At 57.8% G+C, this 21,749-nt stretch carries 20 protein-coding genes; 15 read left to right on the top strand and 5 right to left on the bottom strand.

Annotated features, from left to right (window positions below):
* The first annotated feature begins 138 nt into the window (after nt 1-138).
* From ABJM11_RS09740 to ABJM11_RS09730, 3 genes are all read left to right on the top strand, one after another.
* Complete coding sequence (locus ABJM11_RS09740) at nt 139-2,802, top strand: MFS transporter (protein ID WP_348300467.1); 2,664 nt, start codon at nt 139-141, stop codon at nt 2,800-2,802.
* A gap of 215 nt (nt 2,803-3,017) precedes the next feature.
* Nucleotides 3,018-4,379, top strand: a complete 1,362-nt coding sequence (locus tag ABJM11_RS09735) for a nitrate/nitrite transporter (RefSeq protein WP_348296125.1) — start codon at nt 3,018-3,020, stop codon at nt 4,377-4,379.
* Between the two features lie 138 nt (nt 4,380-4,517).
* Nucleotides 4,518-5,348 carry an ion transporter gene (locus ABJM11_RS09730; RefSeq protein WP_348296126.1) on the top strand — a complete coding sequence of 277 codons (831 nt, stop codon included), beginning with the start codon at nt 4,518-4,520 and terminating at the stop codon, nt 5,346-5,348.
* Nucleotides 5,349-5,366: 18 nt separating this feature from the next.
* On the opposite strand, the gene ABJM11_RS09725 is transcribed toward ABJM11_RS09730, so the two are convergent.
* A complete protein-coding gene (locus ABJM11_RS09725; RefSeq protein ID WP_348296127.1) occupies nt 5,367-5,738 on the bottom strand; it encodes a SirB2 family protein in 372 nt (123 codons plus the stop codon).
* 129 nt (nt 5,739-5,867) lie between these two features.
* Between ABJM11_RS09725 and ABJM11_RS09720 the strand changes: the two genes are divergently transcribed.
* Entirely contained in the window at nt 5,868-7,052 is a 1,185-nt protein-coding gene (locus tag ABJM11_RS09720) for an NnrS family protein (RefSeq protein ID WP_348296128.1), read from the top strand.
* A 41-nt stretch (nt 7,053-7,093) separates the two neighbouring features.
* Here the strand turns inward: ABJM11_RS09720 and ABJM11_RS09715 are convergent, their stop codons facing one another.
* Nucleotides 7,094-7,606, bottom strand: a complete 513-nt coding sequence (locus tag ABJM11_RS09715) for an SRPBCC domain-containing protein (RefSeq protein WP_348296129.1) — start codon at nt 7,604-7,606, stop codon at nt 7,094-7,096.
* Nucleotides 7,607-7,786: 180 nt separating this feature from the next.
* On the opposite strand from ABJM11_RS09715, the gene fabA reads away from it, so the two are divergent.
* Both fabA and fabB read left to right on the top strand, forming a co-directional pair.
* On the top strand, nt 7,787-8,296 hold the full coding sequence (gene fabA / locus ABJM11_RS09710; RefSeq protein WP_348296130.1) for a bifunctional 3-hydroxydecanoyl-ACP dehydratase/trans-2-decenoyl-ACP isomerase: 510 nt from the start codon (nt 7,787-7,789) through the stop codon (nt 8,294-8,296).
* 10 nt (nt 8,297-8,306) lie between these two features.
* Nucleotides 8,307-9,518: a beta-ketoacyl-ACP synthase I gene (gene fabB / locus ABJM11_RS09705; RefSeq protein WP_348296131.1), complete on the top strand. Its 1,212-nt coding sequence runs from the start codon at nt 8,307-8,309 to the stop codon at nt 9,516-9,518.
* A gap of 57 nt (nt 9,519-9,575) precedes the next feature.
* Here the strand turns inward: fabB and ABJM11_RS09700 are convergent, their stop codons facing one another.
* Nucleotides 9,576-9,929 carry a helix-turn-helix transcriptional regulator gene (locus ABJM11_RS09700; RefSeq protein WP_348296132.1) on the bottom strand — a complete coding sequence of 118 codons (354 nt, stop codon included), beginning with the start codon at nt 9,927-9,929 and terminating at the stop codon, nt 9,576-9,578.
* A 178-nt stretch (nt 9,930-10,107) separates the two neighbouring features.
* On the opposite strand from ABJM11_RS09700, the gene yegQ reads away from it, so the two are divergent.
* The 8 genes from yegQ to ABJM11_RS09660 all read left to right on the top strand — a co-directional run bounded on the left by yegQ (nt 10,108) and on the right by ABJM11_RS09660 (nt 18,370).
* Nucleotides 10,108-11,424, top strand: a complete 1,317-nt coding sequence (yegQ, locus tag ABJM11_RS09695) for a tRNA 5-hydroxyuridine modification protein YegQ (protein ID WP_348296133.1) — start codon at nt 10,108-10,110, stop codon at nt 11,422-11,424.
* 501 nt (nt 11,425-11,925) lie between these two features.
* Nucleotides 11,926-13,374 carry a Fe-S cluster assembly protein SufB gene (sufB, locus tag ABJM11_RS09690; protein WP_348296134.1) on the top strand — a complete coding sequence of 483 codons (1,449 nt, stop codon included), beginning with the start codon at nt 11,926-11,928 and terminating at the stop codon, nt 13,372-13,374.
* A gap of 262 nt (nt 13,375-13,636) precedes the next feature.
* Entirely contained in the window at nt 13,637-14,410 is a 774-nt protein-coding gene (gene sufC / locus ABJM11_RS09685; protein ID WP_348296135.1) for a Fe-S cluster assembly ATPase SufC, read from the top strand.
* 12 nt (nt 14,411-14,422) lie between these two features.
* A complete protein-coding gene (gene sufD, locus ABJM11_RS09680) occupies nt 14,423-15,709 on the top strand; it encodes a Fe-S cluster assembly protein SufD (protein ID WP_348296136.1) in 1,287 nt (428 codons plus the stop codon).
* A 6-nt stretch (nt 15,710-15,715) separates the two neighbouring features.
* Nucleotides 15,716-16,969, top strand: a complete 1,254-nt coding sequence (locus ABJM11_RS09675) for a cysteine desulfurase (RefSeq protein WP_348296137.1) — start codon at nt 15,716-15,718, stop codon at nt 16,967-16,969.
* A gap of 13 nt (nt 16,970-16,982) precedes the next feature.
* Nucleotides 16,983-17,336 carry an iron-sulfur cluster assembly accessory protein gene (locus tag ABJM11_RS09670; protein ID WP_348296138.1) on the top strand — a complete coding sequence of 118 codons (354 nt, stop codon included), beginning with the start codon at nt 16,983-16,985 and terminating at the stop codon, nt 17,334-17,336.
* Between the two features lie 30 nt (nt 17,337-17,366).
* Nucleotides 17,367-17,909 (top strand): putative Fe-S cluster assembly protein SufT, encoded by a 543-nt coding sequence (gene sufT / locus ABJM11_RS09665; protein ID WP_348296139.1) that lies wholly within the window; start codon nt 17,367-17,369, stop codon nt 17,907-17,909.
* Nucleotides 17,909-18,370, top strand: a complete 462-nt coding sequence (locus ABJM11_RS09660) for a SufE family protein (RefSeq protein ID WP_348296140.1) — start codon at nt 17,909-17,911, stop codon at nt 18,368-18,370. Before sufT ends, ABJM11_RS09660 begins: the two co-directional genes overlap by 1 nt.
* Nucleotides 18,371-18,388: 18 nt before the next feature.
* Here the strand turns inward: ABJM11_RS09660 and ABJM11_RS09655 are convergent, their stop codons facing one another.
* Together ABJM11_RS09655 and ABJM11_RS09650 are read right to left on the bottom strand one after the other, a co-directional pair.
* A complete protein-coding gene (locus ABJM11_RS09655; RefSeq protein WP_348296141.1) occupies nt 18,389-19,579 on the bottom strand; it encodes a flagellar assembly protein T N-terminal domain-containing protein in 1,191 nt (396 codons plus the stop codon).
* Nucleotides 19,580-19,593: 14 nt separating this feature from the next.
* The gene (locus ABJM11_RS09650) at nt 19,594-20,127 is read right to left on the bottom strand and encodes an LPP20 family lipoprotein (protein WP_348296142.1); all 534 of its coding nucleotides are present in this window, start codon (nt 20,125-20,127) and stop codon (nt 19,594-19,596) included.
* A 254-nt stretch (nt 20,128-20,381) separates the two neighbouring features.
* On the opposite strand from ABJM11_RS09650, the gene traF reads away from it, so the two are divergent.
* Nucleotides 20,382-21,641: a conjugal transfer protein TraF gene (traF, locus tag ABJM11_RS09645; protein WP_348296143.1), complete on the top strand. Its 1,260-nt coding sequence runs from the start codon at nt 20,382-20,384 to the stop codon at nt 21,639-21,641.
* The last annotated feature ends 108 nt before the right edge of the window (nt 21,642-21,749 follow it).

The raw sequence follows: 21,749 nt of genomic DNA, 5'->3' as shown, positions 1-21,749 counted from the left end.
ATTTTTTAGAAATCCCACTGACTGGAAAAGCCTTACACCAACGTTTACTGCTCAGCATTGATGTTTATCAATTATATCCCCGGGCCTAATATCTAAAGTCACCTCCATCATTCAGAATCAGCCACTTGGAGTGGATGTATGACGGCACAGGCTGCTACGGGCATGACCCCCGCCAAAAGGGCGCTTGCTCTATCGACAACTGCGTTCATGCTGTGCTTTGCAGCCTGGACCATATTCTCCATCATCGGCCTTCAGCTCAAGCAGGAATTTGGCCTGACAGAGACCCAGCTGGGCCTATTGATGGCAACGCCGATACTCACCGGCTCCATCAGCCGTCTACTCCTGGGCATCTGGACAGACCGATTTGGCGGACGAAGAATTTTCGGCATTCTGATGCTGATCACCGCCGCCTGCATCTACCTCCTCACGCTGGCGGACAGCTACTACATGCTGCTTCTGGCCGCTCTTGGTGTTGGCCTGGCGGGCGGCTCGTTCATCGTGGGGGTTACCTACACATCTGCCTGGTTCAGCACTGACAAGCAGGGACGGGCCCTGGGGATTTTTGGTGCCGGCAACGTCGGGGCGGCCATCACCAGTTTCGGTGCCCCTCTATTATTGGTTGCCCTGGGCTGGCAGGGCACTGCAATGGTTTACGCCGCCGTGATTGCCGTTGCAGGTGCTCTGTTCCTGCTTCTTGCAAAGGACGACCCGCAGGCCGAGGAAAGAGCCCGGAACCCGGTAACACTTTCTGCTCAGCTGATGCCGCTGACAGACCTGCGGGTCTGGCGGTTCTCCCTTTATTACTTCACGGTATTCGGCGCCTTTGTGGCCCTGGCCCTGTGGCTTCCGCATTACCTGGTGGAGGTGTACGGGCTCAATCTGCAGACCGCCGGTATCGTAGCAACGGCTTATATTCTACCCGCTGCGCTCTTCCGGTTTGTGGGTGGCATTCTTGCTGACAGATACGGTGCGCGGCGGGTCATGTACTGGTCATTCACCGCCTCTGCCATATGCGCGTTCCTGTTGAGCTATCCGCCCACCGAGTATGTTGTCCGGGGTATCGACGGCGATATCCGCTTCAGCATGACCATGAACCTCGCCGGCTTCATGGTCATCGCCTCCGCGCTCGGTTTTTTCATGTCGATCGGCCAGGCCGCGGTATTCAAGCATATTCCCAGCTATTACCCGAAGAACGTAGGCGCCGTGGGTGGTGTCGTCGCTATGATCGGTGGCCTTGGCGGCTTCCTGCTGCCACTGACCTTCGGCATGCTCAACGATGTGATCGGTATTTACCAGAGCTCCTTCATGCTGCTGTTTGTGCTGGTCGCCACTGCCCTGGCGTGGATGCATTACGCCATCCGGACAGCCGAGCGCTACGAATGGAGCCACAACGAAGAGAAAACGGACCTTCCGGAGTTCTCGACCCCGGACGCCTTCGTACTCGAAGACTGGCGGCCGGAGGATCCCGAGTTTTGGGAAACCAAGGGCAAGGCTATCGCCAAGCGTAACCTGTGGATTTCCATCCCCAACCTGTTCCTGGCCTTTGCTGTGTGGACGATCTGGAGCATTCTGGTGGTGAAAATGCCCCAGCTAGGCTTCAGTTACAGCTCCAACCAGTTATTCTGGCTGGCAGCCCTGCCGGCGCTGTCGGGCGCAACGCTGCGGATCTTCTACAGCTTCATGGTGCCGGTTTTTGGCGGTCGTCGCTGGACCACCATTGCAACAGCCTCGCTACTGATTCCCTGCCTGTGGATCGGCTTTGCCGTGCAGAATACCGATACGCCCTACCTCGTCATGCTGATTCTTGCGCTGCTGTGTGGCTTCGGAGGCGGGAACTTTGCCTCGAGCATGGCCAACATCAGCTTTTTCTACCCGCAGGCCCAGAAGGGCGGCGCCATGGGCATGAATGCCGGACTGGGCAACCTTGGCGTTTCCGCCATGCAGCTGCTTGCGCCACTGGTGATCGCCACCAGCATCTTCGGCCCCATCGGAGGTGACCCTCTGATCATACAGACCGGAGACAATGCCGGTGAGGCCCTGTGGCTTCAAAATGCGGCCTTTCTATGGGTTCCACTGATCATCCTGGGCAGCCTGGCGGCGTGGTATGGCATGAACGACATTGCCGATGCCAAAGCCAGCTTCAAAGACCAGGCAGTCATCTTCAAGCGTAAAGACAACTGGCTGATGTGCTGGCTGTACCTAGGCATGTTCGGCAGCTTTATCGGATTCGCAGCAGGGTTTCCTTTACTCTCGGGCATGCAGTTCCCGGATGTGGACCCCGTAAAATACGCGTTTATAGGGCCTCTTTTTGGTGCCCTGGCCCGCCCGTTGGGTGGCATTCTGGCGGACAAACTCGGGGGCGCGCGGGTTACGCTCTGGACCTTTGTGGTGATGATTGCCGGTGTGTTCGGCGTTCTGGCGTTCCTGCCCGGTAACGGTTTACCAGGGAGCTTCTGGGGCTTCTTCGGCAGTTTTCTGGTGCTCTTCGTGGCCACCGGAATTGGCAATGGCTCCACGTTCAGGATGGTACCGGTGATCTTCCGCAACCTGCTGGAACGCGAACTCCCGGGCCAGGCAGATGGAGCCCGCAAAGCCGCCAATCGCGAATCGGCCGCCGTGCTGGGCTTCATCTCGGCGTTCGCCGCTTACGGGGGCTTTTTCATTCCCAAGGCCTACGGCAGCTCTATTGATCTGACTGGCGGGGTCGCTGCAGCGCTGATCGGATTCATCGTTTTCTACGTCAGTTGCCTGGTTATCACCTGGTGGTACTACGCGCGAAAGAATGCGCCTACACCCTGCTGAGCAGAGGCACGGCGGACAAACCACTCACAGCGCCCCACGGGGCGCTTTTTTCATTCCCCCACCCAGCCCCCACCTACCCCCAACTACCCGGGAGAGGTACTTCCAATACCCTCAGCCATGCCCGTAATTCTTGATATTTGTCACGCGGCCGCGCGGCCCCATAGGGATACATTTGACGCAGGATAATGACAGTTTACTGCGGAAGGAAAGTCATCATGGCGAACGGAGTAACGAACCACGAGCAGTACCGGGCACTTGGCATAAGCACATTTGCGTTCACCCTGTGCTTTGCCGTCTGGACCATCTTTTCCATCATCGGCATCGAGATCCGCCAGGATTTCGGGCTATCGGATACCCAGTTGGGGCTGCTGATGGCCACACCCATCCTGACCGGGTCCATCAGCCGCCTGTTCCTGGGCATATGGACGGACCGTTACGGTGGCCGCTGGGTGTTCGGGGTGCTGATGCTGACAACGGCAGCGTGTGTTTATCTGCTCACCTTTGCCAACAGCTATCTGATGTTGCTGGTGGGCGCCCTTGGGGTTGGTCTGGCCGGCGGTTCATTTATCGTTGGCGTGACCTACACTGCCGCCTGGTTCGAGCGGGAACGCCAGGGCACCGCGCTGGGCATTTTCGGGGCCGGTAACGTTGGCGCGGCGGTAACCAATTTCGGCGCTCCCTTCCTGTTGGTTGCCCTGGGATGGCAGGGCACTGCGCAGGTCTATGCCACGGTACTGGCCATCATGGGCGTGCTGTTCATCCTCATGGCCAAAGAAGACCCCCTGGCGAAAGAGCGCGCCAGCAGGCAATCCCAGTCGTTCCTGCAACAGATGGCGCCACTGAAGGAGGTGCGGGTATGGCGCTTCGCACTCTATTATTTCTTTGTGTTCGGCGCGTTTGTTGCTCTGGCTTTGTGGCTACCGCACTACCTCATTGGGGTTTACGGGCTGAACATCAAATCTGCCGGCATGATTGCAGCGCTCTATACCATCCCCGCTTCCCTGTTCCGCGTTCTCGGTGGGTGGATGTCGGATCGCTATGGCGCCCGCCGGATCATGTACTGGACCTTCATCGCATCTGTGGTCTGCACTTTCCTGCTGAGCTATCCACCGACCGAATATGTGGTATATGGCATTAATGGCAATATCAGTTTCTATTTGGAAGTGGGCCTGGTTCCTTTCGTGGTGCTCACTTTCATTCTCGGGTTTTTCATGTCACTGGGAAAGGCAGCCGTCTTCAAGCACATTCCGGTTTACTACCCGTCTCATGTAGGCGCTGTCGGCGGCGTTGTCGGTATGATTGGCGGTCTTGGAGGTTTCCTGCTGCCGCTGACGTTCGGAGCGTTGAATGACCTCACCGGTATCTGGCAGAGCAGCTTCATGCTGATGTTCGTGATAGTCGCCTCCGCCCTTGCCTGGATGCACTACGCCATCCGCTCTGCGGAAAAAGTGGAATGGGCGGCCCAGGAATCCAAGACCGACCTGCCGGAACTCGCATCACCACAGCTGTTCTATCCGCTGAACCGTCCGTCGAGGGACGACACCCGGCTGCCCAGTGGTCATCCGCCAATGAGGTGACCCTTCCAGAAGCTTGTAGCTTTGACCTGCGCTACCATGCCTCCGACCTCCGGGGGCTTTTTTTCGCACACTGTATCCAACCCGCCCCACTCGCTTTAGAATTCAGGCTCCACGAACTGCCTGGAGCTGTTGTTTTCCATGTCACCCCAACCCAGTCCTGCCACCGGCTTTGAACAACTGCGCCGGATAGAGACCAGCCGCCTATTCCAGAGCGTAGTCATTGGCATCATTATTCTCTCGGCGCTCACCATTGGCGCAAAGACCTATGACCTGCCGCCATTGGTGGAAGGCTCGCTGATCGTGATGGACAATGCCATCACCATCTTCTTCCTGATAGAAATTCTGTTCCGGTTTGCCGCATGCCCCAACAAGAAACGCTTTCTGATGGACGGCTGGAACCTGTTCGACACCCTCGTTGTGGTAGGCAGCCTGATCCCGCTGGACAATTCCGATGCCGTGCTGCTGGGCCGGTTATTGCGGGTATTCCGGGTGCTGCGGCTGATTTCCGTCGTGCCGGAACTGCGGTTTCTGATCAACTCCCTGCTCAAAGCCATTCCCCGCATGGGCTACATCGCTGTGCTGATGTTTATCATTTTCTACATCTACGCCGCCATGGGCTCCATGTTCTTCGCGAATGTGGATGAAGAGCTCTGGGGAGATGTCGCCATCGCCATGCTCACACTGTTCCGGGTAGCCACCTTCGAGGACTGGACGGACGTCATGTACGCCACCATGGAGCAATATCCGCTGAGTTGGATCTACTACCTGACGTTCATTTTCCTGACGGCATTCGTGTTCCTGAACATGATGATCGGCGCGATACTGGAGGTGATGAGCGAGGAGCAGAATGCCAAAGAGGCGCAACAGGCCCACGACGAACGGGATGAAATTGCCCGGCAGTTGCAGGCTGTTCAGGAACAGTTGAAGGAACTGACGAAACGGATGCCAGAAAAGCCTGGGGGCCAATGACCCCCGGCCTTCAACGGATCAGAAGGGTTTGGCCAGTGCTAGATGGAAAATCGCCATAATCTGCACCAGAGCCAGTACAGAAGCAATCAGCCGAACCTGCAGGCTGCGGGTTTCCTTCATTGCAAACACGCCGGCGACGATGTAGCCCACCAACAGGACTATTTTCGCCGTCAGCCAACCGTGCACGAACGGCATCCAGGGCGTCACAAACAGCAGGCTGATGGCAGCCACCAGCAGAACCGTATCGTTGGCATGGGGTATCCAGCGCAGCGGCGTCTTGCGCCAGTTGGGCTTGCCCACTGCATCCAGCAGCAGACGCAAGGCAAACAGCACCACCGTCAGGTAGGCTGCTGTCATGTGGATACTTTTCAGAATCAGGTAACCGCTCATAAACTAATCCATTGGGAATCAAACCGATAGCGGCATTGTACGCAAAACTACCGCCTGATGGGTATGTTATTCTTATAAACATTTATCTAATATACACGTTATATTCAGCCAGCCAGTGGAGTCATTGTCATGCAGGCCATTCCCACAACCGAAGCCGCAGGGGGTGCAAGCATCCGCCAGCTGTTCGGCTACCCTTTCCGCATTTTCTTCCTTTCCATGACCTTACTGGCCATGGTCGCTGTCCCGGTATGGGTTCTGCAGGTCAGCGGCGCCATTCAGCTGCCGCTGGCCATACCGGGTTTGTTCTGGCATCAGCATGAAATGCTGTTCGGCTTCCTGTCCGCGGCTATTGCCGGCTTCCTGCTGACCGCCGTATGCGTGTGGACCCAAACCGAACGGACCCACGGTTTACGCCTGGTTCTGCTGTGGGGTGTCTGGCTTGCAGGGCGGTTATTACTGGCCTTCGGCGCAGGCCTGCCCGACTGGCTGGTTCATGGCGTCAATCTCGCCTTTCTGCCTCTGGTGATGCTGGATGCAGGCTGGCGCGTCGTGCATGCCAAACAGAAGCGGCAACTGATGATACTGGTAGTACTGGGTCTGCTCTGGCTAATGCAGATCGGCTTTGTGACCCGGCTCGACCCGGCATTCAGCTATGGTGCCCTGATCATGGCCATGGCGCTGATCAGCATTATCGGCGGCCGTATCACCCCTGCGTTTTCCGCCGGCTGGCTGCGCCAACGGGGCCTGGATGCCAACCAGGTCAAAATGGTACCGGCGCTGGACATGGCCGTGCTGTTCAACATGGTACTGCTGTTGGCCTCACTGGTTTCCGGCTGGCAAACCATGACTGCCATTCTGGCGGTGTCCGCCGCCGTCTTGATGCTGGTTCGACTCGCCGGCTGGAAAGGCTGGCTGTTCCGCACCGAGCCGCTGCTCTGGGTACTGCATCTGTCCATCCTCTGGGTGCCGGTTGCGCTACTTCTGCTCGCCGGCTCCATCCTCGCAGGCTGGCCCGCCAGCGCCTGGACGCATGCCGCCGGTACCGGGGCGGTTGGCTGCCTGATTCTGGGCGTTATCGCCCGGGTATCACTGGGCCATACCGGGCGCCCCCTGGTTCTGCCCGGGGGCCTGGTCACAGCGTTTATCATGATTCATCTGGCGGCGCTGGTGCGGGTAATAACTGCGTTCGATGTCATACCCTGGCATGCCGGGGTGGGAGTAAGTTCGCTGTTATGGGTGCTCGCCTTCGGCATTTTCCTGGTTCGCTACACCCGGATACTGGCATCACCCCGGCCGGACGGCAGGGAAGGCTGAGCCTTCAGGGACTTTAGGAAAACAGCAAAAGGAAGAGCTGGTCAGGCGGCCAGCTCTTCCTCGGCAATTACACTGAACGCTGCCCTCGCCTCGCGGAAACGATCTGCAGGGAAGTGAATGTGGATACCCTCAAGGGAGGCCATCAGCATTTCCAGGTGAGCATCCCAGCCAGCACAGGAAACCGCCACCCGGTGGTCATCCGGCAACAGCAGTGTCAGTTCTACCCTCGTTCCCTCTGCTTCCGGTATCAGGGTCCAGCGCACCGGGCGTTGCGGTTCGTTACCGGCACTCCAGGAATATTCCAAAAGCCGTTCCGGCTTGATAGCGCGAACATAGCTGTCGATCGCAGAACCACTCTGGCCAAAGTCGATTTTTACCGACCCGCCCGGCCACTGTTCAATCGTTCCCGGCGCCAGCCAGTTGGCCAGATTGGCCGGGTTGGTCAGCATTGCCCATACTCGTGCGGCGCTGTGGTCGGTGCTGCGCCTCAGCTTTGCACTTACGCGGTCGTCCCTGCGGCTCAGCTCGCCCCAGGCTTTACTATTCGCGGACATGGCAGCTCCTCGTATCTGTCAGGGTCAGCCTGAAAAATAACCAAAAGCTCCTCCCCACACCTTGATGACCATCAACGGTAAACAGCCACTTCATTGAAAACTGCAACCAATGGTCAATAGCCAACTGATGAATAACAGCTAAAGTATAAGAAACCATTTTGCAACAGGAACAATGGCACTATGACCCCCGACCACTTTGACAAGGCGGATCTGGAAGCCTGCGGGCAAGGTACGCTTTTCCCAGGCAAGATGCGGCTCCCCATCAACGAAATGCTGATGATGGACCGCGTGACCCATTTCAGCGAAACCGACGGGCTTTACGGCAAAGGCAGCATTGTTGCCGAGCTGGATATCAACCCGGACCTGTGGTTCTTCAAGGTTCATTTTGTCGATGACCCGGTCATGCCTGGCTGCCTGGGCCTGGATGCCATGTGGCAACTGGTAGGCTTTTTCCTCGCGGCCACCGGTGGGGAAGGCAAGGGTCGGGCGCTGGGAAGCGGCGAAGTGAAGTTTTCAGGCCAGGTGCTGCCAACGAACAAACTGGTTCGCTATCACCTCGATATCAAACGGGTAATCCGCCGCAAGCTCACCATGGCGATCGCCGATGCCCGCATGGAAGTGGATGGCCGCGAGATATACACTGCCAAGGATCTGAAGGTTGGCATGTTCAATTCTACGGATGACTTTTAGGAGCCATTAAATGCGTCGTGTAGTTATTACCGGCATGGGGATTGTCTCCAGCCTCGGAACCAATCAAGACGAAGTGACCCGGTCACTGCGGGATTCGATACCCGGCATTGGCTTCAGCCAGGAAGCCAAGGACAACGGTCTGCGCAGTCATGTCTGCGGCCAGATCGATCTGAACCTGCCGGACCTGATAGACCGCAAGCTGATGCGCTTCATGTGTCCGGCCTCCGGCTATACCTACCTGGCGATGAAGGAAGCCATCGAGCAGGCAGGGCTGACAGACGAGCAGATCCGCGCCAACTCAACGGGCGTTATTACCGGCGCAGGTGGCGCCTCCACCGTGGAGCTGATGGACGCGATTGATACCCACCGCGCCAAGGGCATCCGCCGCGTCGGCCCCTACCGCGTGCCACGTACCATGGGTAGCGCCATCAACGCTTCCCTGGCCACCGCGTTCGGTATTACCGGCGTCAACTACGGCATTACCTCTGCCTGCGCCACCAGTGCCCACTCCATCGGCCACGCCGGTGACCTGATAGCCCTCGGTCGCCAGGACGTGATGTTCGCGGGTGGTGGTGAAGACATCCACTGGACCCTGAGCCTGATGTTTGACGCCATGGGTGCGCTGTCTACCAAGTACAACGACACCCCTGGACAAGCCTCCCGCACCTACGACAGAGACCGGGACGGTTTTGTCATCTCCGGCGGTGGCGGCGTGCTGGTACTGGAAGCCCTGGAGCACGCAGAGGCCCGCGGTGCCAATATCCTGGCTGAACTGGTTGGTTTTGGTGCCACCTCTGACGGCGCGGACATGGTCGCGCCCAGCGGCGAAGGCGCGATTCGCTGCATGCAGCAGGCCATGAAAAACGTCGATGGCGAGATCAGCTACGTGAACACCCATGGGACCAGCACACCCGCCGGGGATGTCACCGAGCTGAAAGCACTGAAGGAAACCTTTGGCGACAAGATACCGCCCCTGAGCTCAACCAAGCCACTGTGCGGCCACGCCTTGGGCGCTGCGGGGGTGCATGAAGCCATCTACAGCCTGATCATGCAGCGGGGGAACTTTATTGCGCCGTCTGCCAATATCGAAAATCTGGACGAGGGCGCCGAAGGTTATCCCATCGTGCGGGAACGGCAGGACAACGTGGACCTACCGCTGGTGATGAGCAACAGCTTCGGCTTTGGCGGCACCAACGGTACGCTGATCTTCAAGAAAGTCTGATATGTAAAACAAGGCTCCGGGGCGTGCGCGTTCGCAGCCCCGGCGTCTGACTACGCGTTACGCCGCCATCGAGCGGTAAGCCCCCGGCGACTTGCCCATCCAGCGCTTGAACGCGCGACTGAACGCACTGAGTTCCGAAAACCCCAGTTGTTCGGCAATTTCCACCAACGACTTGCTACGGTCATCAAGATAGGCCAGCGCACGCTCGCGCCGGATCTCTTCCAGCAAGGCCGCAAAAGTCAGGCCCTCTCGCTTGAGCCTTTTGTGAAGCGTATGCCGGCTCATGTGTAATTGGGAGGCAATGGATTCCACCCCTACCCGACCACGTTCCAGATGTCCGGCAATCAACGAAGTCACTCGCGCACTGAAGGGTGCTTTCGCCGCGAAAGACTCCATCGGTTCTGATTGCATGTCTCTTACTCCTGCTATCTCAATACAGGCAATAAACCCCTGCGGACGTCAGCGTACACATGTTAGCCGAAAATAACCATATCCAGCCTTGAGTCGCATCAAGGGAAAAAACCGATCGATGAGGCACTATGGGCCGCTCTCATACCCAGAACAACCGAAGGTCTTATCCGGAGCCCCGATGCATACCCCAGAACTGCTGGCCCCCGCCGGCACTGCCGAACATCTCGAAACCGCCTTTGCCTATGGCGCCGATGCCGTCTATGCCGGCCAGCCGCGATACTCGCTAAGGGTAAGGAACAACAGCTTCAAAAACGTTACAGCTCTGGGCGCCGGCATCAACCGCGCCCACGAATTGGGCAAGCAGTTCTATCTCGTTTCCAATATCGCCCCTCATAACGACAAGGTGCGAAGTTACCTGCGGGACCTGGAACCGGTACTCGAGTACCGGCCCGACGCCCTGATCATGTCTGACCCCGGCCTGATCATGCTGGTACGGGCAAAATGGCCCGACCAGCCCATACATCTGTCGGTACAGGCCAACGCCGTGAACTGGGCGACCGTGGAATTCTGGCGCCGGCAGGGCATAAGCCGCGTTATCCTTTCCCGGGAACTGGCCCTGGACGAAATCCGCGACATCTGTGAAAAAGTCCCTGCAATGGAACTGGAAGTCTTCGTACACGGCGCCCTGTGTATGGCCTATTCCGGCCGCTGCCTGCTCTCCGGCTACATGAATCACCGCGACGCCAACCAGGGCGCCTGCACCAACGCCTGCCGCTGGAACTACAAGGAAGTCAGCCACAGCCACGACCAGACCGGCGACCTCATCGCTTCGTCAAACGGCGACATCCAGATGGCAGAACCGAAGGAAATCCTGCTGGAAGAACCCAACCGCCCCGGTAGCTACATCCCCGCCTACGAGGATGAGCACGGCACCTACATCATGAATTCAAAGGACCTTCGCGCCGTGCAGCATGTGGCCAAACTGGCGGAAATGGGCATCCACTCCCTGAAAATCGAAGGCCGCACCAAAAGCACCTACTACGTCGCCCGCACCGTCCAGGCCTACCGCCGCGCCATCGACGACGCAGTGAGCGGAAAACCCTTCGACATGAACCTGATGAACCAACTGGAAGCCCTCTCGAACCGCGGCTACACCGAAGGCTTCCTGCGCCGCCACGTGCCCCAGGAATACCAGAACTACGAACAGGGCTCCTCCCTGAACGGCAGCCAGCAGGTGGTCGGTACTATCACGGACGTGGATGACCGATGGCTGACCATCGACGTGAAGAACAAGTTTGCGCCCGGCGATTCGCTGGAACTGATCACACCGGCAGGTAACCTTAGGTTCTCGGCTGAAACAATGGAGAACCGGAATGGTGAATCCATGGGTTATGCCCCCGGCAGCGGCCATATCGTTCGTATCCCGAAACCAGAACGACTGCCGCAATCGTTAGATTACAGTTACCTGACAAAAATTCTGACTTCCTCTCCGTAGTAACTGTCGGGCTCATGGAGACCAGCACTTAGTCGAAGGCGTCGGGCGGGGCTTCCTCCCAAAACCGTGCATTGCCATGGATGGCAATGCCGAGCCCCCATGGATGGGTTCACGGCGTGTTTTGGGAGGAAGCCCCGCCTGACGCCGCCACCGCAACATCCAGTCTTACCCCAAGCCAGGCCAAAGCTATCACCACGATTGCCAGCCCCTTAGTGCCCCAAGGGCCGAATAAGGTATAATCCTGACACGCGCAATTTAATACCTGACTAATTTACTCTGGTATTGTATACTCGCTCACCAGAAGAAACGGATTTTGCCCTTGGTTATCAACAGGGCAACATCAAATCCGTCATCCAAAAACCGATTGCAGGGCGTACCCACTGGCTGGGCGACCACTGCAACGCCTGAAATATTTACATCCGCAAGGCAGCCACCCAAGCAAGGCTGCCGGCGACACCAGGGGCTGAAAGGCCCGAGATGAGAGAATACGGAGCGACGATCATGGCGACCACCGACAAAGAGGTGAACGAGCTGATCAAACGGGAATACGAGCACGGTTTCGTAACAGAGATCGAATCCGACACGTTCGAACCCGGCCTGAATGAAGACGTCATTGCCCGCCTTTCCGGCATCAAGAAAGAGCCGGAATGGATGCTGGAATGGCGCCTGAAAGCCTACCGTCGCTGGCTGGAAATGGACGAGCCAGACTGGGCTCACGTCGGGTACCCGAAGATCGACTACAACTCGATTTCCTACTACTCCGCGCCCAAACGCCCGGAAGACATGCCCCAGAGCCTGGACGAAGTGGACCCGGAGCTGCTCAGAACCTACGAGAAGCTGGGCATCCCCCTGCACGAGCGTGAAAAGCTGGCAGGCGTGGCCGTTGACGCCGTATTCGATTCGGTCTCCGTGGCCACCACCTTCAAGGAACCGCTGGCCAAAGCCGGCGTGATTTTCTGCTCCATCTCCGAGGCCATCCAGGATTACCCGGAACTGGTTAAAAAGTATCTCGGTTCTGTGGTCCCTGCTGGCGACAACTTCTTCGCCGGCCTGAATTCTGCGGTCTTCTCCGACGGCACCTTTGTGTATGTGCCCAAAGGTGTCCGCTGCCCCATGGAGCTGTCCACCTACTTCCGCATCAACGCGGCCAACACCGGGCAGTTCGAGCGCACGCTGATTATTGCCGAAGACAGCAGCTACGTAAGCTACCTGGAAGGCTGCACGGCCCCCATGCGGGACGAGAACCAGCTCCACGCCGCCGTGGTTGAACTGGTGGCTCTGGACGATGCGCAGATCAAATACTCCACCGTCCAGAACTGGTATCCGGGCGACGAGAACGGCAAGGGCGGCATTTTCAACTTCGTCACCAAGCGTGGCGCCGCCATTGGCAAGAACTCGAAGATCTCCTGGACGCAAGTCGAAACCGGTTCCGCGGTGACCTGGAAATATCCAAGCTGTGTGCTGCGCGGCGACAACAGCGTGGGCGAGTTCTATTCGGTTGCACTGACCAACAACTTCCAGCAGGCCGATACCGGCACCAAGATGATCCACCTGGGCAAGAATACCTCCAGCACCATCATCTCCAAGGGTATTTCCGCCGGCAAAAGCTCCAACGCCTATCGCGGCCTGGTGAAGTTCGGCCCGGGTGCGGAAGGTGCGCGTAACTACACCCAGTGCGATTCGCTGCTGATCGGCGACCGCTGCGGTGCCCACACGTTCCCGTACATCGAGAGCAAGAACAAGTCGGCCATCGTCGAGCACGAGGCGACTACCTCCAAGGTCAGCGACGAGCAGATGTTCCTCTGCCGCCAGCGTGGTATCGACCCTGAGCAGGCTGTTTCCATGATTGTGAACGGCTTCTGTAAAGAGGTCTTCAAGGAGCTGCCTATGGAGTTTGCCGTTGAGGCTGGCAAGTTGCTTGAGGTTAGTCTTGAGGGGTCTGTGGGTTAATGACCTCATTGCCCCGCTGAGTTTGGTGAAGGTCAGCGAAACAACATTAATTTGTTCCGGACGGCAAACACAAAAGTATGCGGAAGCCCTCGGGCAGGCCCTTCCGGGATCGTAAAAATCAGGGATGATTTTTCCGAGCGTACATGGACGTATTCACAGCGTATCCCGGAAGGGCCTGCCCGAGGGCTGACTCACCCAAAGTCTGAAGTTGGTATTGAGGGTGAGTACAAGAATTCAGACATCAGGAAGAGAGAAGCCACAAATGCTGAGCATCAAGAACCTGCACGCATCCGTTGAGGGTGAAGAGATCCTCAAGGGCATCAACCTGGAAATCAAGGCCGGGGAAGTCCACGCCATCATGGGCCCCAACGGCTCGGGCAAGAGCACGCTTTCCCAGGTGCTTGCAGGCAATGAAACGTTTGAGGTGACCGAAGGCGAAATCACCCTCAACGGCGAGAACCTGCTGGACCTGGAAACCGAAGAGCGGGCCCGCGAAGGCATCTTCCTGGCATTCCAGTATCCGGTTGAGATCCCGGGTGTCAGCAACCTTCAGTTCCTGCGTACCGCCGTCAACGCCATGCGAGCACACCGTGGCAAGCCGGAGATGAACGCGGCTGAGTTCATGAAGCTGGCCAGAGAAGTCTCCAAGCAGGTCGACCTTGACCCCGCGTTCCTCAAGCGTGGCGTCAACGAAGGCTTCTCCGGTGGCGAGAAGAAGCGTAACGAGATTCTTCAGGCTCTTCTGCTCCAGCCCAGACTGGCGATCCTGGACGAGACCGACTCAGGGCTCGATATCGATGCCCTGCAGGTGGTTTCCAAGGGCGTGAACGCCCTGCGCGCGGAAGATCGAGCTATCCTGATGGTGACCCACTACCAGAGGCTGCTGAATCACATCGTGCCGGACTACGTACACGTTCTGGCCGGTGGCAAGATCGTCAAATCCGGTGGCCGTGAACTGGCGCTGGAGCTTGAAGAGCGCGGTTATGGCTGGCTCGGCGTGAAAGACGAAGAAACCACTCCCAGTGCAGCCAGCTAAGGAGGCCGTTGAATGAAACCAGCACCAACGCTTTCCAGCGCCTTCCTTGAGCCGGCAGGGCAATCACTGCCTGCGCCGCTGATTGAGCTGCGCAAACAGCGGGGTACGGCACTGGTGGACATGCCACTGCCCACCCGCAAGACCGAAAACTGGAAATACTCCAGCCGGCACCTGAAGCTGACGGATGATCTGGCGACTACCCTGCCGGCTACCGGCAAGGACGGTCTCAGCCTGTCGCTCCCGGGTTACCGGGTGGTGTTCCACAACGGCGTGATGATTCCCGAGGCGTCGGATTTTCCGGACCTCAACGGTATCCGCATCCAGCGCTTCACCGATCTTGATGACGACGAAGCGGCAGCCCTTGCCGAGCGGCTGGACAATACTCTGGATTCCCGTGCCGTGCAGATGGCCAGGCTTAATTCAGCTCGCTTTGAAGATGGATTGTATATTCAACTGGACAAGGAAGCGGTTCTCGACCAGCCCCTGTTCATCGTCCACGAAGTAACCGGCACTGCTTCAGGCTCTGCCTACCCGCGCATCTATGTAGACGCGGCGCGCCACAGTCAGATTACGCTGGTGGAGGAATTCCTCTCGAGTGGCGATGAGCCGGTCATGGTCAACGCAGTCACCGAGTATATGCTGGGTGATGGCGCCAATGTCACCAGCGTACGGCTGGTCATGGAAGGTGACAATGTACAGCACATCGGCGCCACCGGTGTTCGCCAGGCCGCCAACTCCCGCTTCGAAAGCCATTGCGTGGGCTTCGGCGGCCCACTGCGCCGGCACGACCTGATGGTTCGCCTCGAAGGCGAAGGTGGCGAGTGTAAGCTCAACGGCGTGGTCGTCACCCAGGGCAAGCAGCATTACGACAACCATACCTCCATTGAGCACGTGGCTGCCCACTGCAACAGCGAGGAAACCTATCGCAATATCGCGGCAGATGAGTCCCATGCCGTGTTCAATGGCCGTATCCATATTCATGAGGATGCGCAGAAGTCGAACGCCAACATGAACAACAAGAACCTGTTGCTCTCCACTGGCGCCGAGATAGACACCAAGCCCGAGCTGGAAATCTATGCGGATGACGTCAAGTGTGCTCATGGCGCGACCATTGGCCAGTTGGACAAGACCTCCCTGTTCTATCTGGTTTCCCGCGGGATCGGGCGCCGTGAAGCCAATACCCTTTTGACTATGGCCTTCATTAACGAACTTGTTGAACAGATTCCGGTGCAGGCAGTCAAAGACGCTGCACAGCTTCGGCTGAATGAGTTTTTCGACCAGACATTTGAGGAGGCCTGACCGGTTATGACAGACCTTTCCGTGGCAAACAAGGCTGGCAGAGCGACGTTTGACGTCGAAGCTGTCCGCCGGGACTTTCCGATCCTTGATCAGCAGATCAACGGCAAGGCCCTCGTGTATCTGGACAACGGTGCTTCGGCTCAGAAGCCGATCGCCGTTCTGGACGCCATGGATCGGTATTACCGGGAGATGCACTCCAACGTCCACCGTGGCGCCCACACTCTGGGTGACCGTGCCACCAGCGCGTTTGAAGGGGCTCGCGAAAAAGTCCGGGGGTTCCTGAACGCCGGCAGCACCCGTGAGATTATCTGGACGCGAGGCACCACAGAGGCTATCAACCTGGTGGCCAACGGCCTTGCTGCCCGCCTGAAGCCAGGCGACGAAATCCTGGTCAGTCATATGGAACACCATGCCAATATCGTGCCCTGGCAAATGATCGCAGAGCGCACGGGGGCAAAAGTGGTACCTATGCAGGTCACGCCCCAGGGCGAGCTGGATCTTGATACGTTCAACAGCCTGCTCGGCGAGCATACACGGGTACTGGCCCTCACCCATGTATCCAATGTTCTGGGCACCATCAATCCGGTGGCCCCGCTGATTGAACAGGCCAAGGCGCGCGGCGTGATCACCGTGATCGACGGTGCCCAGGCAGTGCCTCACTTCAAGCCCGACGTTCAGGCTCTGGGTTGTGATTTTTACATGTTCTCCGGCCACAAAATGTTCGGCCCCACCGGCATCGGGGTACTTTACGGCAAGGCCCAGCTACTTGAGGAAATGCCCCCCTATCAGGGCGGCGGCGAAATGATCGAGCGGGTATCGTTCGAGCGTACCACCTGGAACACCCTTCCCTACAAGTTCGAGGCAGGCACCCCGCCTATCGCCGAGGCAGTCGGTCTGGGCGCCGCGATTGATTATCTTGATGGCCTTGACCGGGCGAGCATAGAGTTGGCGGAAAATGCACTGCTTGCCCGTGCCAATGAGCTGGCGAAAACCGTTCCCGGTATGGAAATCATTGGTACTGCGGAGAACAAAGTTCCGGTCATGTCCTTTAAAATCGCCGGCCTGCACCCCAGTGATATAGGCACATTGCTGGACCAGCAGGGTATCGAGATCCGCACCGGCCACCATTGCGCCATGCCGCTGATGGACTTTTACGGGGTTCCCGGTACAGCCCGGGCATCCTTTGCGTTTTATAATACACTGGAAGAAGTGGAACAGTTATTTACTGCCCTGCAGAAAATCCAGCGCCTGTTTGCCTGATGGAGGTGGAAACATGACAGCCAAAGTCTACACACCAACCGTAGCAGTCACCATGACGCCCACTGCGGTTAAACACGTACGCAAGCAACTGGACAAGAAGCCGGAGGCGAAGGGTATCCGCCTGGCCATCAAGAAAAGCGGCTGTTCCGGGTTCAAATATGAAACCCAGTGGGTGGAAGAAATCAGCACGGACGACAAGGTTTTCCACATCGACGGGGTAGACCTGTTTGTGAAGGAAGAGCACCTGCCGCTGGTGAACGGCATTGAAATCGACTTTGTGACGGAGGGAGTGAACTCCCTGTTCCAGTTCCGGAATCCGAATGCGACCGCTGAGTGCGGATGTGGTGAAAGTTTTACCGTCGCCTGAATACGAGCAGAAAACGAGGCCCCAAACGGCATGCAAGAACGGGAAGTGGTCCTGACCAAACGCGAAGTGGAGGCACGCCTTGTGCCCACCGGAACGGAAATCATGATTCCGTCGGATACCTTTGTGACTATCACACAGTCACTGGGCGGCAGCTTTACCGTTGCTGTAAACGGCAACCTCGCTCGCATTGAGGGCCACAACGCCGATGCCCTGGGCAAGAAGCCACTGGAAAGCAGCTTCGATACTCCTGAAGACGGCACCGTGAACGAAAACCAGGTGTGGGAAGCCATGCAGAACTGCTACGACCCGGAAATTCCGGTGAACGTGGTGGACCTGGGGCTCATCTACGATTGCAAAATCGAAAACGGTACCGAAGACGGCAACCATGTATACGTGCTGATGACCCTGACCGCCGCCGGTTGCGGGATGGGCCCGGTGATTACGGAAGACGTCAAGAGCAAGCTTGAGCACGTGCCCAATGTCGACAAGGTGACCGTTGAACTCACCTTCGACCCTCCGTGGAACAACGACATGCTCACCGACGAAGCCAAGCTTGAGCTGGGGATGCTGTAATGACTGCCTCTGAACAGGAATTTATCAACAACCCGTTGGGTAAAGACACCACCCTGGAAGACGTCCTGGATGGTTTCGAATTTCTCGACGACTGGGAAGAGCGCTACGCGTTTATTATTGACCTGGGCAAGCAGCTGCCGCCGTTTCCGGATGACGAACGCACGGAAGAAAACTACGTGCACGGTTGCCAAAGCCAGGTCTGGCTGATTCATCACTACGATGAAACGAGCGGCAAGCTGTACCTGTTGATTGATTCCGACGCCATTATTGTTCGGGGCCTCGCTGCGATTATTCTCGTAGCTCTGAACGGCAAGACACCAAGAGATCTTCTGGCGACTGACATCGACGAGCTGTTTGAACAGCTCGATCTGTTCCGCCATATTTCCCCCACCCGGGGCAACGGACTCCGGGCCATGGTGGGCAAGATCCGCGATATCGCGGCGGAAACCGCCGCGGCCTGACCTTGCTCGCCAGAGCTTCTACCAGACGATCGCCACATCGTCCCGCTGAATATTGATCTGCCCCCCTGAGACCGGAATATGGCCATTGCTGAAGTCCGGGTGGACGTTGTTCAACGTCATGGTTGTACGGCTGTCCTGCAACTCGGGGGTTGCACCCGGCGAGTCGAAGAAACTGCCGCTGCGGTACAGCTTCAATTCATCCCCCGGCCGCAGCCCGGCGGTGGCACCGGAAGCCAGAGTCACCTTGTCGCCCTCCACTCGGGTAACCCGGGTGATAAACGGCTGGCATGCCAGTGCATCGTTTACCGCCGACGTCATATCCTTCATCAAACCACCGACGGCCTGGCCATACCGGGTTTCCTGAAAGCCGGCCGAACCGAAACCGTCTGAGGAACCCGGCCCGGCATCCCACTGCGCTTCGGTCTGGAAACGCTCCTGGTAGATCGGAGAACCACTGAACCCATCGTAGATCATCAGATCTGCCACAAACCGCCTGTTCTGATTGGCAGCGCCAATTCCCCTCTGCAGGCGATCGATAACGGAACTTCCCCAGGCGTCGGGGTCCGATACGCCCACATCCCGGATCACGCCTGCAACCACAAACTGAACCCCCAGTTCCCGCGCCACCTGGATGACGTTGGTAAGCCGGTTATTGAACTTCTGCTGGGTCGGCGCATTCAGCAGATCACTGAACAGGCGCTGGGTGGTGGCACCGAATACCTGGAGGTTGCCCGTGCTCCGAAGCTCGGCCTGCAATAATTGCGGCAAGATCTCGCCGGCATCATCAATACGGCCAATCCGCGCCTGGTCGGGGTACACCATGGGGAAGCCGGTCACCGCAACGCGTTTTCTCAGGCTACCGGCCTCACCCGCGCTGCAGCTTCCGCTTTCGGACATATCGGCCCGCACGGTTAGCCGCAGCAGATTGCCACTGCGATATTCATCAACCACCTTTACTGACGTCGCCCTGGACGACGACGCCACCTGCAGGCGGGATTCGGTCACCACACCATTTTCCATGGTATCGCGGCTGCTGATTCTCGTCTCATACTGCAGGGAAACATCCCGCAAAGCAGCCTTTCTGGCCTCCTGCCTGGCGCTTTCGAGGTCGTCATTGTAGATGGTCGCATGGCCGATGCCCTCAAGTACGACGGCCTGAGCATTGGCCGCAAGCATCAGCGCTGCAATAACCAGAATTAGCGGCTTCATGGATAGATAATCTCTCAGTCGAGGTAGTAGAGGGAATCCACGCCCCGGCTCTGCACATCGCCGATGCTGTCGTTATCCCGGGGCATGGGAATCGGGCACAGATCCTGAACCTCCCTGTCGGAAACACGGGAGACACAGGCACGGAACCTGGGTTCCAGCTTCAATTCCATCACTGTTTCCACAACCCCGTCACTGTGTTCATTCACAGCCACCATCTTGGCACCACGGATGTAACTGTCCACGTAAGTGCGGAACATGTCGTTCTGCAGCACAAAGTCATTCACCGTTGAACTGCCGTAAATCACCGTACCGTATACCCGTTCCGCCAGATTGCGGTAGGCATCAAGCTGAGACGCCCGGCGGGCCAGCAGCCGTTTACGGGTATTCAGGCGGTCTTTCGAGACGTTCTCATAGGTACCAAAGCCGCTGACCCGCACTGTTATAGGCTCCAGCTCAGCCTGTTGCTGTGAGTTCCGCTGCTGACCAATCGATGCACAGCCCATTATTGTCACCACCAGCGCAGGTATCAGTATCCACCGCAGGGTCATGTTGATTCTCCGAAAAAACATCAGTTCAACAGACCCATGAAAAATTCACGCCAACCTTTGTAACTGGCTGAAATTCATCGCCCCACATCCTTTAACCCTGTTGCCAGTCCACCGAAGCGGCAAAAAACCACCGCCATTTACACTAGCAAAACAAACCGTTACCGCATCACAGGTGAGTCAGCAAAGGAACTGGATTAGTCTGAACATCGCGTAATATTTAAACCGATACTACAAATGCATTATCAGGATCCATCATGACCGACAACCGTCTGACCAAGCTCTCCCTGGCCATCGGCCTTTCCATTGCCACCACGTCTGCAATGGCCAGCCCGCAAACCTTTATGTCGTCACGCTCCTTTGCCATGGGCGGCACCGGTGTGGCCGTGGCCCACCCGGCGGCGGCAGGCGCTTCCAATCCGGCAATGATGGCGGCCGAGCACCACGAGTGGTCCGACGACTTCGGCCTGATCCTACCCTCCGTCAACGCCCGAGTTGCCGACGAGGAAGAAACGATTGATCAGATAGATGATATTCAGGACACGATTGACCGGTTCGAGGAACTGGACAAGACCTCCAGCCAGCAAGAAGCCCGGGAAGCCGCCGGCGAGCTCAGGCAGCAATTGAACAACTTTGACCGCGACACTATCCGCGTAGATGCCGGCCTGGGTATCGCGTTGGCCATACCAACCAATTCCATCTCCGTTGGCTTCTTCACCAACGGCAACCTGCGTGCCACTGTGCGCGGCGAATTCGACGAGAATGACGATCAGTTCCTGGCCGACCTGGAGAACGCAAACACCGCCGAACTGCTGCAGGCCGACCTCGACCGTGACCTGCAATCCCGCGGCAGCATCCTGGCCTCAGCCGTGACAGAGGTAGGACTCTCGCTCGCCACCTCGGTCGACCTGCAGAACGAGTCACGTTTGCAAATCGGGGTTTCGCCGAAATATGTCCAGTTGCGCACCTATCAGTACACCCAGACCGTGGCCGGCTTCGAAGATGATGACTTCGACAATGACGAAAATGAAACCGAAAAAAGTGGTTTCAACCTGGACGTTGGTGCCGCTTATGCCTTCGGCTCACACAACCAGTGGAACGCTGGCGTAGTGGTCAAGAACCTGATCCCCATGGAACTGGATTCGGCAGCGAACCGCCCCACGGAAGAAGAGAGGACCCTTGAGCTCAACCCCATGGTCACTGCCGGTATCGCTCACAAAGGCGACTTCCACGTGGTCACCGCGGAAATGGATCTGACCAAGAAGGAAGCTTTCGGCTACGAGGATGACACCCAGTGGCTTGCGCTCGGCGCCGAATTCGACGCCTTCCGTTACGCCCAGCTCCGCGTCGGCGTGCGCCAGAACCTGGCCAGCAACGACGACAACAACGGCATTGAGGAAGACACCCAGTTCACCGCCGGCATTGGCCTGTCCCCATTCGGTGCCCGACTGGACATCGGCGCACTGGTCAGCGACGCAGACCTTGGCGCCGCCATTGAGCTTGGTGCTGCGTTCTGATCTACCCGGAGTGACTCTCCTCCCAAAGCCCGGCTCCGTGCCGGGCTTTTTTGTGGTCTGCCGGTTTGCCAGTGCGGGGCCTTACCCTGATAATCCCCTGAACAATAT

Origin of the sequence: Marinobacter sp. (genome assembly GCF_039977835.1) — a bacterium.
Classification (GTDB): domain Bacteria; phylum Pseudomonadota; class Gammaproteobacteria; order Pseudomonadales; family Oleiphilaceae; genus Marinobacter.
The sequence above is the reverse complement of the archived record's forward strand: the minus strand, read 5'-3'. Positions and strand labels throughout refer to the sequence as shown.

What these genes read in the sequence shown, in the direction of transcription:
- ABJM11_RS09740 (WP_348300467.1), top strand. Translation starts at nt 139, where the DNA reads ATGACGGCACAGGCTGCTACGGGCATGACCCCCGCCAAAAGGGCGCTT.
- ABJM11_RS09735 (WP_348296125.1), top strand. Translation starts at nt 3,018, where the DNA reads ATGGCGAACGGAGTAACGAACCACGAGCAGTACCGGGCACTTGGCATA.
- ABJM11_RS09730 (WP_348296126.1), top strand. Translation starts at nt 4,518, where the DNA reads ATGTCACCCCAACCCAGTCCTGCCACCGGCTTTGAACAACTGCGCCGG.
- ABJM11_RS09725 (WP_348296127.1), bottom strand. Translation starts at nt 5,738, where the DNA reads ATGAGCGGTTACCTGATTCTGAAAAGTATCCACATGACAGCAGCCTAC.
- ABJM11_RS09720 (WP_348296128.1), top strand. Translation starts at nt 5,868, where the DNA reads ATGCAGGCCATTCCCACAACCGAAGCCGCAGGGGGTGCAAGCATCCGC.
- ABJM11_RS09715 (WP_348296129.1), bottom strand. Translation starts at nt 7,606, where the DNA reads ATGTCCGCGAATAGTAAAGCCTGGGGCGAGCTGAGCCGCAGGGACGAC.
- fabA (WP_348296130.1), top strand. Translation starts at nt 7,787, where the DNA reads ATGACCCCCGACCACTTTGACAAGGCGGATCTGGAAGCCTGCGGGCAA.
- fabB (WP_348296131.1), top strand. Translation starts at nt 8,307, where the DNA reads ATGCGTCGTGTAGTTATTACCGGCATGGGGATTGTCTCCAGCCTCGGA.
- ABJM11_RS09700 (WP_348296132.1), bottom strand. Translation starts at nt 9,929, where the DNA reads ATGCAATCAGAACCGATGGAGTCTTTCGCGGCGAAAGCACCCTTCAGT.
- yegQ (WP_348296133.1), top strand. Translation starts at nt 10,108, where the DNA reads ATGCATACCCCAGAACTGCTGGCCCCCGCCGGCACTGCCGAACATCTC.
- sufB (WP_348296134.1), top strand. Translation starts at nt 11,926, where the DNA reads ATGGCGACCACCGACAAAGAGGTGAACGAGCTGATCAAACGGGAATAC.
- sufC (WP_348296135.1), top strand. Translation starts at nt 13,637, where the DNA reads ATGCTGAGCATCAAGAACCTGCACGCATCCGTTGAGGGTGAAGAGATC.
- sufD (WP_348296136.1), top strand. Translation starts at nt 14,423, where the DNA reads ATGAAACCAGCACCAACGCTTTCCAGCGCCTTCCTTGAGCCGGCAGGG.
- ABJM11_RS09675 (WP_348296137.1), top strand. Translation starts at nt 15,716, where the DNA reads ATGACAGACCTTTCCGTGGCAAACAAGGCTGGCAGAGCGACGTTTGAC.
- ABJM11_RS09670 (WP_348296138.1), top strand. Translation starts at nt 16,983, where the DNA reads ATGACAGCCAAAGTCTACACACCAACCGTAGCAGTCACCATGACGCCC.
- sufT (WP_348296139.1), top strand. Translation starts at nt 17,367, where the DNA reads ATGCAAGAACGGGAAGTGGTCCTGACCAAACGCGAAGTGGAGGCACGC.
- ABJM11_RS09660 (WP_348296140.1), top strand. Translation starts at nt 17,909, where the DNA reads ATGACTGCCTCTGAACAGGAATTTATCAACAACCCGTTGGGTAAAGAC.
- ABJM11_RS09655 (WP_348296141.1), bottom strand. Translation starts at nt 19,579, where the DNA reads ATGAAGCCGCTAATTCTGGTTATTGCAGCGCTGATGCTTGCGGCCAAT.
- ABJM11_RS09650 (WP_348296142.1), bottom strand. Translation starts at nt 20,127, where the DNA reads ATGACCCTGCGGTGGATACTGATACCTGCGCTGGTGGTGACAATAATG.
- traF (WP_348296143.1), top strand. Translation starts at nt 20,382, where the DNA reads ATGACCGACAACCGTCTGACCAAGCTCTCCCTGGCCATCGGCCTTTCC.